The sequence below is a fragment of the Micromonospora sp. KC606 genome (genome assembly GCF_004348675.1).
Classification (GTDB): Bacteria; Actinomycetota; Actinomycetes; order Mycobacteriales; family Micromonosporaceae; genus Micromonospora.
Window position 1 is genome coordinate 1 of the sequence record NZ_SMKN01000161.1, and the last position, 12,475, is coordinate 12,475.

General features: G+C 70.4%; 12 protein-coding genes. 6 read left to right on the forward strand and 6 right to left on the reverse strand.

Annotated elements, in window-relative coordinates:
• Positions 1-361: cellulose binding domain-containing protein (locus tag E1193_RS23565; RefSeq protein ID WP_207922823.1), on the forward strand; the 361-nt coding region annotated here is incomplete at its 5' end.
• Between the two features lie 10 nt (positions 362-371).
• Here the strand turns inward: E1193_RS23565 and E1193_RS23570 are convergent.
• Both E1193_RS23570 and E1193_RS23575 read right to left on the reverse strand, forming a co-directional pair.
• Positions 372-788: a hypothetical protein gene (locus E1193_RS23570; RefSeq protein ID WP_132185367.1), complete on the reverse strand. Its 417-nt coding sequence runs from the start codon at positions 786-788 to the stop codon at positions 372-374.
• Positions 789-1,010: 222 nt separating this feature from the next.
• Positions 1,011-2,090, reverse strand: a complete 1,080-nt coding sequence (locus E1193_RS23575; protein ID WP_132185368.1) for a helix-turn-helix transcriptional regulator — start codon at positions 2,088-2,090, stop codon at positions 1,011-1,013.
• Positions 2,091-2,201: 111 nt separating this feature from the next.
• On the opposite strand from E1193_RS23575, the gene E1193_RS32065 reads away from it, so the two are divergent.
• Together E1193_RS32065 and E1193_RS23580 are read left to right on the forward strand one after the other, a co-directional pair.
• Positions 2,202-2,363 carry a hypothetical protein gene (locus E1193_RS32065; protein WP_165945813.1) on the forward strand — a complete coding sequence of 54 codons (162 nt, stop codon included), beginning with the start codon at positions 2,202-2,204 and terminating at the stop codon, positions 2,361-2,363.
• Entirely contained in the window at positions 2,353-3,543 is a 1,191-nt protein-coding gene (locus tag E1193_RS23580; RefSeq protein ID WP_243707847.1) for a helix-turn-helix domain-containing protein, read from the forward strand. The genes E1193_RS32065 and E1193_RS23580 overlap by 11 nt, the downstream gene beginning before the upstream one ends.
• A gap of 250 nt (positions 3,544-3,793) precedes the next feature.
• Here E1193_RS23580 and E1193_RS23585 read toward each other — a convergent pair whose 3' ends face one another.
• Positions 3,794-5,197 carry a non-reducing end alpha-L-arabinofuranosidase family hydrolase gene (locus E1193_RS23585; RefSeq protein WP_207922824.1) on the reverse strand — a complete coding sequence of 468 codons (1,404 nt, stop codon included), beginning with the start codon at positions 5,195-5,197 and terminating at the stop codon, positions 3,794-3,796.
• Between the two features lie 636 nt (positions 5,198-5,833).
• Between E1193_RS23585 and E1193_RS23595 the strand changes: the two genes are divergently transcribed.
• Positions 5,834-7,948 (forward strand): cellulose binding domain-containing protein, encoded by a 2,115-nt coding sequence (locus tag E1193_RS23595; protein ID WP_132185370.1) that lies wholly within the window; start codon positions 5,834-5,836, stop codon positions 7,946-7,948.
• Positions 7,949-8,306: 358 nt separating this feature from the next.
• Here the strand turns inward: E1193_RS23595 and E1193_RS23600 are convergent, their stop codons facing one another.
• The 3 genes from E1193_RS23600 to E1193_RS33385 form a co-directional block, all read right to left on the reverse strand.
• A complete protein-coding gene (locus E1193_RS23600; RefSeq protein WP_132185371.1) occupies positions 8,307-8,978 on the reverse strand; it encodes a response regulator transcription factor in 672 nt (223 codons plus the stop codon).
• Positions 8,975-10,318: a histidine kinase gene (locus E1193_RS23605; RefSeq protein WP_243707848.1), complete on the reverse strand. Its 1,344-nt coding sequence runs from the start codon at positions 10,316-10,318 to the stop codon at positions 8,975-8,977. The genes E1193_RS23600 and E1193_RS23605 overlap by 4 nt, the downstream gene beginning before the upstream one ends.
• A gap of 174 nt (positions 10,319-10,492) precedes the next feature.
• A complete protein-coding gene (locus tag E1193_RS33385; protein ID WP_243707850.1) occupies positions 10,493-10,660 on the reverse strand; it encodes a hypothetical protein in 168 nt (55 codons plus the stop codon).
• Here E1193_RS33385 and E1193_RS23610 point away from each other — a divergent pair.
• Positions 10,584-11,222, forward strand: a complete 639-nt coding sequence (locus tag E1193_RS23610; protein ID WP_243707849.1) for an ABC transporter ATP-binding protein — start codon at positions 10,584-10,586, stop codon at positions 11,220-11,222. The genes E1193_RS33385 and E1193_RS23610 overlap by 77 nt on opposite strands.
• A partial coding sequence (locus tag E1193_RS23615; protein ID WP_132185373.1) for an FtsX-like permease family protein occupies positions 11,219-12,475 on the forward strand: 1,257 nt, incomplete at its 3' end. The genes E1193_RS23610 and E1193_RS23615, both read left to right, overlap by 4 nt.

Consider the following 12,475-nt stretch of genomic DNA (forward strand, 5'->3'; position numbering starts at 1 on the left):
GCCCACCACGACCCCGCCCACCACCACACCGCCCACGACCGCGCCGGCACAGTGCCTGGTCTCCTGGACGGTCAACCAGTGGACCGGCGGGTTCACCGCCGAGGTTCGGATCACCAACCGAGGGCCGGCGGTGACCGGGTGGACGTTGACCTGGTCGTTCGGGGCCGACCAGCGGGTCACCAACGCCTGGAACGCCCAGGTCAGCCAGTCCGGGTCCACGGTCACCGCCCGCAACGTCGCCTGGAACGGCAACCTCCCGCAGGGCGGCACGGCCGGCTTCGGCCTCCAGGGCAGCTACGGCACCGGCAACCCGCCGCCCACCGACTTCCGGCTCAACGGCACCGCCTGCCAGACCGGCTAGCGGCGACCAGTCACTGCCGGCCAGCGACGGCCAGCGACGGCCCGACCACAGCCAACCCGAAACCATCGACGGAGTCAGGGGTTCGATTCCCCACAGCTCCATCCCAGGTCAAAGGCCGTCTCCGCCCGTCGGAGGCGGCCTTTTCGATCTTGTACAGCGGTGAAGTACAACAATCGTCGACCGCAGGGGCGATGGGGTTGGCCGCGAGCTGATCCGGCAGCGGTGTGGGGTGCATCGTGAGGTAGATCAGGCCATGCTCCTCGTGCACCGTGCAACTCAGTTCGTAGGACTCGGCAGCGCCGATGCGGAAGACGAGGGTGACTCGATCCCGCACGAATCTCTCTGTGCCGGTGGGCTCGCCGAAGACGCCGGTGATCTCTTGCTGGTCCAGCCCTACCCGTAGGGGGAGCCGGAGCGCGTCCGTCATGCTCGCCGAGCCGGGTGAGAGCCGTTTCGGTCGCCTCCGAGGCGACCTGGGCGTGATTGCACCCTTGTCGTCCAGTCCTCGGCGCGGCCGGCGTCAGTCCTTCCAGACGAACAGCCGGCAGTGGCCGGGCGCGGACAGTCGCCCGCGGGCCGCAGACGCGGACGGACCCTCCCGGATGGAGCGCTCAGAACTAACAAGGGAGGGGTCACGCCTGCTGGTGGGTCAGCGTCGCTGGCGGGCGGCTGTCTCGACTTCGCGTAGGACGAGTTCGAGGGTTTGTGAGCGGCGGTCTGCTGGTAGGGCTGCCCATGCGCGTCGGGCGTGTGCCAGCCCTGCGGTGCGGTCGCCGGCTTTGGCCATCGTGAGTGCGCGGTGCAGGTCGATGTGGGTGGCGAAGCGGGTCAGCGTCGCGGGGCGGAGGCGGTCGGCGTCGGTTTGGGCTTGTTCGCCGGGGCGGACGATGCCGAGTCGGGCGTAGAGCATGGAGCGAAAGGTGGCCATGCGCCAGGCGGGTACGGCGGCGTCGGAAATCTCGTCGTCGGGTGAGGCGGTGTGGTCGAAAACGCGCTGTGCGTCTTCGTCGGCGGTGATGGCTGAGGCGGTGTCGCCTCGTGCGGCGGCGACGTGTGCGCGGGCCATCAGCGCTTGAAGGCGGCCCAGCGAGGGTCGGTCGGACAGGGCGATCGCCTCGTCGGCGTAGCGCTGGGCGATGGGGAGTGCGGCGCCTTCGTAGGCCAGGGCGATGGCGGCTCGGCCGCGTACCCAGACTCGGACGGCGAGGTCGTCGGAGCGGTCGGCGGCGATGCGGGCGGTGTCGTACCAGCCTATCGCCTCGGTCGGGTCCTTGGTCGTCTTGCCGTAGGTTGTCAGGGCGCGGGCGGCGGTGGCCCACATGGTCGGGCTGTCGAGCTGTTGCTGCATAACGACGAGGTCGTTGGCGAGTCTGGCTTGCAGGTATTCTGCGCCGATCTCCATGTAGTCGCGGCCGTACTGGTCGACGCGGTCACGCCAGCGGTCGGCGCTGTCGCGGTGGCCTGCCAGTGCGGCGGTGAAGCCGTGACGGATGAGTTCGTTGGCGGCGATCGGACCGATGGTGGCGGCGGCGAGGAGGTCTCTGCGTCTCACGTCCGCGTCTCCCAACGCTCGCGCGTAGGCGAGCACGATGTCCGGCGTCGCGGTCCGGCGTCCCGCTTCGACGTTGCTCAGGTGCGAGGCCGAGTAGCAGGTACGGGCCGCGATGGAGGCTAGCGTCACGCCTGCCTCGACACGAGCCTGCCTCAATTGCGCTCCGAGGTCATCCATCGGGTCCCCTGTGAAAGGTCCTGAAAGGTCTGAGGTGCTTCCGAGAGTAGTCGCGCGGTCACCAGAGTAGATCCCACACATGGCAGGAGCGGAAGCACTGCGGAGGTAGGGATGAGCGACCACGCCCCGGGCGACGGCACAGGAGAGCGGGTGCAGGCGGCGGAGCGGGAGGCGGCCAAACGGCGTTTGCTCGCCCAGGCCGAGGCGGAGCGCATACCGGCGGAGGAGACGACGTGCGCGATACCGGATCGGCGGTGGCGTCGTGAACGGTGACCCTGTTCCGATCGGACGGCGGGTTGCGTACCTGCGGGCTCGGCGAAAGCTGTCGCAGCAGTCCTTCGCCGATCGTCTCGGCAAGTCGAAGAGCTGGGTGGACAAGGTCGAGCGCGGGGTCCGGTCGCTGGAGCGGGTGTCGACCATCCGGGAGATCGCGGCCGTCCTAGGGGTCGATGCCGCAACGCTGCTCGGACGCGACGCCCAGCCCGCCGATGCTGCCGAGTGGGGCAAGGGCATCGTGCGGATCCGGGCGGCGCTGTCGACGTACGAGGTGGCGCTCGGCCGTCCAGCCGCGCCCCGGCCGGTGGTGCCGGCTGATTGTCTGGTCCGGGAGATCGGGCACGCGTGGACCACCTACCAGCACGCGCGGTATCCGCAATTGGTCGAGTTGCTGCCGAAGCTGCTGGCCGACGTTCAGCGCACTCACGCGCAGGACCCCGGGGCGGGTCCGGTGGCGGTGGTGGAGGCGTACCGGGTGACGGCGGCGCTGCTGGTGAAGCTGGACGAGGCTAACCTTGCCTGGCTGGCCGCCGACCGGGCCATGTCCGCCGCGACCGGCGATCGAGTGTTGGTGGCTTCCGCAGCGGTGCAGCTCGGCCAGGTGTTGCGGGCATCGACGGGCGCGAGGTCGGTGATGCTGGCCGCCGCGTACCGGATCGCTCCGTACGACCTCGACGCCGGTCCACCGCAGGAGCTGTCGCTGTGCGGATCATTGCTCGTGCAGGCCGCGTTGATGGCAGCCAGGGCCGGCGACGACCGTGCGACGGTCGAGTTGCTGGACGAGGCGGCCGAGATGGCTGCTCGGGTTGGCGACGGGCACGACCATCATCGGACCGGGTTCGGGCCGACTGCCGTCGAGCTGGCCCGGGTCGCCGCCGCCGTCGCGCTGGGTGACGGGCGGGAGGCGGTCGCCTGGCACGAGAAAGCGACCGGCCGGGACAGGTGGCGGTGGCTGCCGGTCGAACATCGGGCCGCACACCTGATCGACGCTGCTCGCGCCTACCTCCAGACCGACGACCCCGCCAACGCGTCCCGAGTCCTGGTCCGGGCCGAGAGCATCGCACCGGCTGAGGTACGCCACCGGCCAGCGGCCCGGAAGGTGGTCGCACAGGTCGCCCGCGCCCCGGACGCCCCCACGACGATCATCCAACTCGCCATGACCCTCGGGGTGGTCTGAGCGTCGACGCACCCGGTGAAGTACAGCAGCGAAGTACAGCAACCGTGCCAGCCGAACCGACCCGAGTAGAACGCCAGCAGCCTGGATGACCTCGTATGACACTCGACCCGACCCGCTCGCCGACAGTTCGCATCGAGGGGCCGGGTGCGAGGGTGTGGCCCGGACGGGTCGCACGCCCCGAGGACCTGAGCGGACCCGACCCGGTGTCGCCAGGGCGACCGTCGGGGCCACCGGGGGGAGAGAGTACCGGTCAGCAGGTGGAGTTGGTCTGGGTGAGCAGGCCGAGGCGCCAGGGCAGGTTGTTGTACTCGCCGCCGGCGTTGGGGTCCATGCCCTGGTAGATGAACTGCATCCGACAGGGGCTGATGGGGAGGGTCTGGTCGTTGCCGCTGCGGATCAGCTCGCCGTGGCTGATGTCCCTGGTCCACGCGGTGCCGCTGAAGGCGACGTTGTTGGCCCGGGCGAACGGGGTGTTCTCCTCGGCGGCGAGCGCCTGCCAGGGGCCGGCGATGCTGCTGGAGGTCCAGGAGCGGAACCAGCGGCGGCCGTCGCTGCCGATCGCCTCGACCAGGAGCAGGTAGCGGTCACCCACCCGGTAGACGTTGGAGGCTTCGAACAACCGGGTCTTCTTGGCGTCCTGCATCGCGATGACCGGCTGGCTCATCCCGTTCGGGAAGTTGGCCACACTGGTCTGGGATCGGTAGAGGTGCCCGTTGTCGTCGGAGGAGAACAGGTGGCAGTTGGCGCTGTCACAGATCACCCACATGTCGACCCAGTGACCGTTGCCGATATTGTCTCGGATGATGTCCGGCATGCCGCTGTAGAAGTGCTTCGGCGCGGTCCACCCCTTGGGGTTGCTGATGTCGGGGTTGGTGGAGTATGACGCGTTGCCGGTCTGGTAGACCAGATACCACAGCCGGTGCGGGGCGAAGTAGAACACCTGCGGCGCCGCCCGGTAGCCGGTCCCGAGCGGGGCCTGGTCGAGGTAGTGGAACGGCGCCGAGCCGGCCTGCGACCAGTCGGTGAAGTTGAAGTAGACCAGGTTGTAGCCCGACGACTTCGCGGTACTGGCGAACACGTGGTATCGACCGTTGTGGTACACCACCGACGGGTCCTTGATCCCGGCGATGTTCCGGCCGTCGGCCTTCGGGCCGACCAATGCTCCGGTGGAACTCCACCGGAAGCTGCTCGGCAGGCCACCACCCGGCGAGGTGGGAGCAGGCGTGGTCGGTCCCGGGTTCGCCCCGCCGCAGACGGTGCCGTTGAGGCTGAAGCTGGTCGGGACCGGGTTGCTGCCGGACCAGGAGCCGTTGAAGCCGAACGAGACACTGGCGTTGGTCGCGATGGCGCCGTTGTAGCTGACGTTTCTCGCGGTCACCTGTGCCCCGCTCTGCGCGACGGTGGCGTTCCACGCCTGGGTGATCGCCTGTCCGGCACCGTAGGACCAGGTGAGCGTCCAGCCGTTGACCGCGTCGCCCAGGTTCGTGATGGCGACGTCCGCGCCGAAGCCACCGCTCCACTGGGAGGTGACACGGTAGGTGACCGAGCAGGCCGGGGCGGCGGCCTGGACCGGCAGGACGACGGCCGTCCCGGCGGCGAGCAGACCGGCGGCCGCGGCCGCGAGGATGGCGCGCGCTGTGGTTGTCCGGGGCATTCCGAATCCTTTCGGAGGTGGATGGATGTGCCGGGTGGACCGTGGCGGGTGGCCGCCCGGGTGGGCCTCGACGGAGATCGCGCGGAAGGTCGCACCGACGGGAGCAAAGATCCGCAGTAGGTGAGGGGATGAGGGCGCCGGATACGCGACGCCGCTCGCCCGACGAGGGGTGACGTGGTGCCGCGCGCGGTCGCGGTGCTCGTGCCGGCCGGAGACACCGCGGCTCCCGCCTTCACATGAGGTGTGGTGTCGCCCTCGCCGCCGGTGACGATCTGCCCCTCGGCGACGTGGACCGGCCGCCAACCGCTCACCGGAGCGTGCCCTTCGCTCCCGTGCAGCAGGATATCGTGTGATCTCTCACACCCTCAAGGGATCGACCAGCGACAATGTGGTCAGCCATCCGGCCGCTTGAGGAGCCGTCGAACCGTGTGGGATTCTGAACCGCCGATCAATTTGCCCCGCGCGGGGGCTGACGGTCGCCCATGGGCACCCGGGCGTCCCCGGGGGGCGACAGACACACCTGCGATCGCGCAGTCGACCAGTCCGTCCCTGACTCCGCCCGCCATCTGTCCCGGCGTGATCCCTTCGCCACCGGTCGGGCGATCCCTGTCGTGACCTGACGCGAAGGAACCCGCCATGAACACTGCGACCACCCCCGCGCGCTCCCGGCACGTCGTGCCGCCGGATCGACCACGGGCCCGCCGCGGCCGCCGGACGGCAGTGGCGGCGAGCCTGCTGCTCGCCGCCGGCCTCCTCACCGGCAACCCGCCGACTGCCAGTGCCGCCGCCGCGCCGGTGGCGGTGACCGTGAACGCGCGGGCCGGTCTGGCGACCGTGCCGGACACGGCGCTCGGCGTCAACCACGCCATCTGGGACGCAAACCTCGGCACCGACGAGACGTCGGACCTGCTGAGGGCGGCCGGCGTCCGGATGCTGCGCTACCCGGGCGGCTCGTACGCCGACATCTACCACTGGAAGGACCACACCGCGCCCGGCGGGTACGTCGCCCCCGGCACCGACTTCGACACGTTCATGGCAGGGGCCAGACGGGTCGGCGCCCAGCCGATGATCATCGCCAACTACGGCACCGGCACCCCGGCCGAGGCCGCCGACTGGGTGCGGTACGCCAACGTGACCAAGGGTTACGGCGCCAGATGGTGGACGATCGGCAACGAGAACTACGGCAACGGTCACTACGGCTCGGCCTGGGAGGCCGACCACCACCCCGACAAGAGCGCGTCGTACTACGCGAACCTGGTGGTCGAGTACGCCGACGCGATGAAGGCGGTCGACCCGAGCATCAAGGTCGGCGCGGTGCTGACCATGCCCGGCAACTGGCCCGACGGGATCACCGCCGGCGCCGACCCGGGCCCGTGGAACCAGACCGTGCTCTCCGTCGCCGGCCCGAAGATCGACTTCGTCGACGTGCACTGGTACCCGGGCGGCACCGCCGTCGAGTCGCTGGCGCGGATCAACCACATCCCCGACGCGGTCTGGCAGCTGCGCCAGCAGCTCGCCCGGTACGCCGGCCCGAACGCCGACCGCATCGGGATCAGCCTCACCGAACTCAACGTCGAACAGGGCCGCAACACCCAGCCGGGCGCGCTGTTCCTGGCCGACGCCTACAGCGGGCTGCTGGAGAACGGGGTGTTCACGGTCCAGTGGTGGAACGTGCACAACGGATTCGACAAGGTGTCGGAGGTGGCCGGGCACACCGACTACGGCGACTACGGAATGCTCTCCAGCGGTGGTTGCGCCGCCGACGGGTCGGTCTGCCAGCCACCGCTGAACACGCCGTTCGCGCCGTACCACGGGCTGTCCATGATGAACCTGTTCGCCCAGCCCGGAAACCAGTTCGTCCGGTCCGGCACCGACCAGCCGCTGGTCACCGCGCACGCCGTACGCCGGCGCAACGGGGACCTCGCGGTGCTGCTGGTGAACAAGGACCCGGACAACGCGCACCCGATCACCATCGACTACGCCGGGTTCACCCCGTCGGCCGCCGCGCCGACGGTGCACACCCTCACCAACGGGGCCAGCGGCATCACCACCGGCCAGGGGGGCAGCGCGACCAGCCGGACTCTGCCGGCGTACTCGCTGACCACGCTGGTGGTGCGCCCGGCCGAGGTGGCCACCGGCGGGCCCGCCACGCCTCGCACGCCCGCTGTCAGCGCGGTGACCGACCGGAGCGCGACCATCTTCTGGCCCGCGCTGCCGCCCGCGGCCGGCCCGCCCGTCAAGTACGAGGTGTACCGGCAGAACGGGGCGGTCAGCGAGCAGCTCGGCGAGACGACCGGCAGCTCGTTCACGGTCGGCAACCTGACCCCGGGCACCCGGTACACCGTCAACGTGCTGGCCCGGGACACCGCCGGGCGGGTCTCCTGGTCCTCACCGCCGCTGACCTTCGTCACCGGCAACCCGACCGGCGGCACCTGCGCCGTGCGCTTCAGCAAGAACAACGACTGGGGCAACGGCTACATCGGCGGCGTCGACATCATCAACAACGGCGTCAACACCATCGACGGGTGGACGCTCACCTGGACCTGGCCGACCAGCTGGCAGCAGGTCAGCAGCGGCTGGAGCGGCAACTGGGAGCAGGTCGGCACCACCGTCACGGTCACCCACACCAACGACAACCGCAAGATCGCCCCCGGTGGCAGCACCAGCGCCGGCTTCGTCGGCGCCTACAGCGGTCCGAACGTCCTGCCCACCACGTTCCGTCTCAACGGCACCGTCTGCACCACCCTGTGATGCCGTCCGGCCGGCGCACGCGCCGGCTCGGGTGACCGACGCCTGCCGGCGGCGTCCTGCGGACCCGCCGGCAGGCGCATCGGCGCGACAGCGGGCACGGGGAGCAGCCTGGCGGTCAGGCCAGGTAGCCGGGCGGGACCGCGTCGGTGAGCCAGACCCCGTTGGCGCTGCGGTTGAAAGCCGCGCGGGTGGGGGCGAGGGTTCCAAGCCGAGGTCGACGGGGATGGAGTGGCCCCGGCTGACCGGAGCGTCCCCGACCTGGAGGCGACGAATGGGGTTCGCGACAGGAAAACGATCGGCATCAGCCAATCATGTCGGGCAAGACTCGCCACTCGGTGCAGGGCGCGTCGACCGGACGCTACTCCGGTGTTGTCGGGTTCATCAGCCCGGTCTGATAGGCAAGAACGACGGCTTGGACGCGATCACGGAGTCCGAGTTTGGCGAGGATGTGGGCGACGTGGGTCTTGACGGTCGCTTCGGACACGGTGAGGCGACCGGCGAGTTCGGCGTTGTTCAGGCCCTCGGCCAGCAGTCGGAGAACTTCGAGTTCGCGGGCCGTCAGGGTGCTCAGGTCGCGAGGGATCGCGGTTGTGTCGGTGTCGCGGCGGGCGAACCGTTGGACAAGGCGGCGGGTGATCGCCGGAGCGAGGAGCGCGTCGCCGGTGCGGACCAACCGGACCGCAGCGACCAGGTGTTCGGGGCTGACGTCCTTCAGGAGGAAGCCGCTCGCGCCGGCGGTCAGCGCCGCGTACACATACTGGTCGAGGTCGAAGGTGGTCAACATGATGACGCTCGGCCCGGCGGTGGCGTCGGTGAGGATGCGTCGAGTGGCCTCCAAGCCGTCCAGCTCCGGCATCCTGATGTCCATGAGGACCACGTCGGGGCGGGTACGCCGGACCGCGTCGACCGCTTCGACGCCATTGGCGGCCTCGGCGACCACGTCGATGCCATCACCTTTCAGGATCATCCGGAAGCCGGCGCGGACCAACGCCTGATCGTCGGCGACCACGACGCGTACCGGTGAGGTCACGAAGCCTCCAGGGGGATGTGTGCGTGGACGCGGTAGCCGCCGCTGGGGCAGGGCCCGGCGTGCAACGTTCCATCGTAGACGGCGAGGCGTTCCCGAAGCCCGATCAGCCCGCGTCCACCGGCCGTAGCGGCCGAGGCGCACGGCGCGCAGGCGGTGTTGGTGACCTCTACGCTGAGCAGACCGGTTCCGTACTCGACGGCGACGGTGGCGGATGCGCCACCGGCGTGCTTGACGATGTTGGTCAGCGCCTCCTGCACCACCCGGTAGGCCGCCAGCTCGATGCCGGCCGACAGGGGACGGCGTTGCCCGGCCACAGTCAGCTCGACCGGCACTCCGCTGGCTCGCACGCCCGCGACGAGGGCGTCCAGCCGGTCCAGGCCGGGTTGTGGCGCGAGGTCAGCGGTGCCCGCCAGGTCGGAACCGGCGGCGTTCATCGTCAGCAGCCCCATGACATGGCGCAGTTCGGACATCGCCGTCCGGCCACCGGCCTCGACCGCGAGCAGCGCCTGGCGTGCCTCGTCCTGGTCGGCCGCCATGACCTTGCGGGCGGCGCCGGCTTGGATGACCATCATGCTGACGTTGTGGGTGACGACGTCGTGCAGCTCGCGAGCGATGCGGGCGCGTTCCTGTTCGGCGGCGCGGCGTTCTACCTTGTCCCGATCGTGTTCCAGCGCGGTGGTCCGCGCGCGTTCCTCGTCGGCACGGCGCCGCCATCGGCGTAGCCCGTCGGTCGCGACGGCGATGGGGATCAGGACCAGGAACGGGACGGCCTCGGTGGAGACGGTGGACAGCGTTGACGACTGGAGTTGGCTGTACCACAGTGCCGCCACGAATTGACTCGCCAGCGCGGGCACCCGGTACGGGCTGTAGACCGCAGCGCCGTACGCGGCGATGACGCAGGCGTAGAACGAGAACCGGAGCGTGGCGCGGTCGTCCGTCAACATCGACACCACCGCGGCCGTGCCCATCACGACCCACAGCATCGCCAGTGGGTACCGGCGGCGCGCCACCAACGGCGCCGCGATCACGAGCATCACGATCGCCCACTCGATCTCATGGTGCGCTATCGCCGGAAGCTCCATCCCGAGCCTCTCCGGTGTCTCCAGCGAGATCGGGGACGCCGGCGGGTCTGGCAGGGGAGGGTTCGACGTGTCGGGTTCGAGGGCGGGCGTGGGATACACGCCATAGCTCGCCTGGATCGCGACGAGACCGACGCCCAGCGCGAGGATCGCGTCGAACGCCTGGCTGCGCCGGGACGGTTTCGGCACCGGATCGGACACCTGCGGCAACTGCTTCAGCCGGGTCCGCAGCTGGTGCGTCATCGTTGCCACGTTCGTCACCGGCCCATTCTGGCCGCGCACGATCGTCGGCGGTATCGGCCTGGAGATCGACCGAACTCATGCTGGGTGCCTAGGCCGCGAGGATGACTGCGGCCCCCTCATCCCGCGGCGCCGTTGAAGATCGCTCGACGGACCGATGTGTCCGGTTTCCCGCGCACCTAGCGTCGGTCCCCGTCACAGCAGCGAGCCGAGGGAGACGAGCATGCCCGTGCCGATGATCGAGTTGCGCAACGTGAGCCGCAGGTACGACGAAGGGCCGCCCGCGCTGTACGACACGTCGCTGAGCATCGCGCCAGGCGAGGCGGTCGCGATCCTCGGGCCGTCCGGGAGCGGCAAGTCCACGTTGCTCAACCTGATCGCCGGTCTGGACCGGCCGAGCGGCGGCACCGTGACCGTGGCCGGCGTCCGCGTGGACAAGCTGAACGAAGCCGGCTCGGCCCGCTACCGGCGAGACAAGATCGGCATGGTGTTCCAGTTCTTCAACCTGCTCGACGATTTGACCGTCATTGACAACGTCGTCCTGCCCGCGCAGCTGTCCGGCATGGCGCGCGTTGCCGCTCACCGCCGCGCCGCGGAGCTGCTCGGCACGCTCGGCGTCGCCCGCCACGCCACCGCCTACCCTGGCCGGCTCTCCGGCGGCGAGCGGCAACGCGTCGCGGTGGCCAGGGCGCTGATGAACCGCCCGACACTGTTGCTGGCCGACGAACCAACCGGCGCGTTGGACACCGCCTCCGGTGAAGACGTCAAGCGGCTGTTCAGGGACCTGCACGCCGACGGTCAGACCATCGTCCTGGTCACTCACGACCTGGCCTTGGCGGAGTCCTGCGCGACTCGCCTGGTCCGGCTCGTGGACGGCCAGGTCGTCACAGATGTCAGGACTGTCACGGCGGGGCGGGTCCGATGAGCGCGACAGGCCGCGTCGTCCGCTCGGGCGTTGGCCGCCGCCGGGTGCAGACGATCGTGATCGGGCTGGCCACGATGATCGCGGTAACCGCGTCGGTGCTCGGCGGAGCGCTGATCGTGGCCTCCAGTGGGCCGTTCGACCGGGCGTTCGCTCAGCAACACGGCGCGCACCTGACCGCGCAGTTCGACGCCGCCAAGACCACGCCGGCGCGGCTTTCGGCATCCACGAAAGCCACCGGTGTCACCGAGGCGGCCGGTCCGTTCCCGACCGTCTCCGCCGCGCCACGCGACGCAGCCGACCGGGAACTGGCACCGATGACGGTCGTCGGTCGGGCCGCTCCGGACGGCGGAGTCGACGACGTGCCCCTGAGCCAGGGACGCTGGGTGACCGGCCCCGGCCAGATCGTTCTCTCGGAGGACTACCCGGTCGCGCCGTCCCCGCTGGGCGCCGTTCTGCGCTTCGCCGATCTGCCGGGGAGCCCGACGCTGACGGTGGTCGGCGTGGCCCGGTCGGTCAGCCGGACCGCCGACGCCTGGGTGTCACCATCCGACGTCGCCAGGCTGACCGCGCCCGGCGCGGCCGGCGGCTACCAGATGTTGTACCGCTTCGCCGAGGCGAGCACCGCCGCGCAGCTCGACCGCAACCGCGCCAGGGTGACCGCCGTGGCTGGCACCGAGGCGCTGACCGGATCGCAGTCATGGCTGACCGTCAAGGAGGCCAACAACCGCAATGCCGCGCTGTTCCTGCCATTCCTGGTCGCGTTCGGCGCCCTCGGCGTGGTCATGTCGGTACTCATCGTCGGCAACGTGATCGCCGGTGCGGTCGGCACGGGCACGCGGCGGATCGGCATACTCAAGGCCATCGGCTTCACTCCCGCCCAAGTCGTTCGGGCATACGTGGTGCAGGCGCTGATCCCGGCGGCGGCCGGCATCGCGGCCGGTATCGTGGCCGGGAACCTCCTGGCTATCCCGGTGCTGGCCGACGCCGACCAGCTCTACGGCACCACGACCGTTGGCGTGGCCTGGTGGGTCGACGCGGTCGTGGTCGCCGTCGCGCTCGGCCTGGTGGCACTGACCGCGTGGGCGGCGGCGTGGCGGGCAGGCCGACTCCGGACGGTCGACGCGCTCACCGTCGGACGCACGCCCCGTCCCGGCCGTGGCCGGCGGACGGCCCGGCTGTCCGCCCGGCTCCCGCTGCCCCGGCCGGTGACGCTCGGGCTGGCCCACCCGTTCACCCGCCCCGCCCGCGCGGCC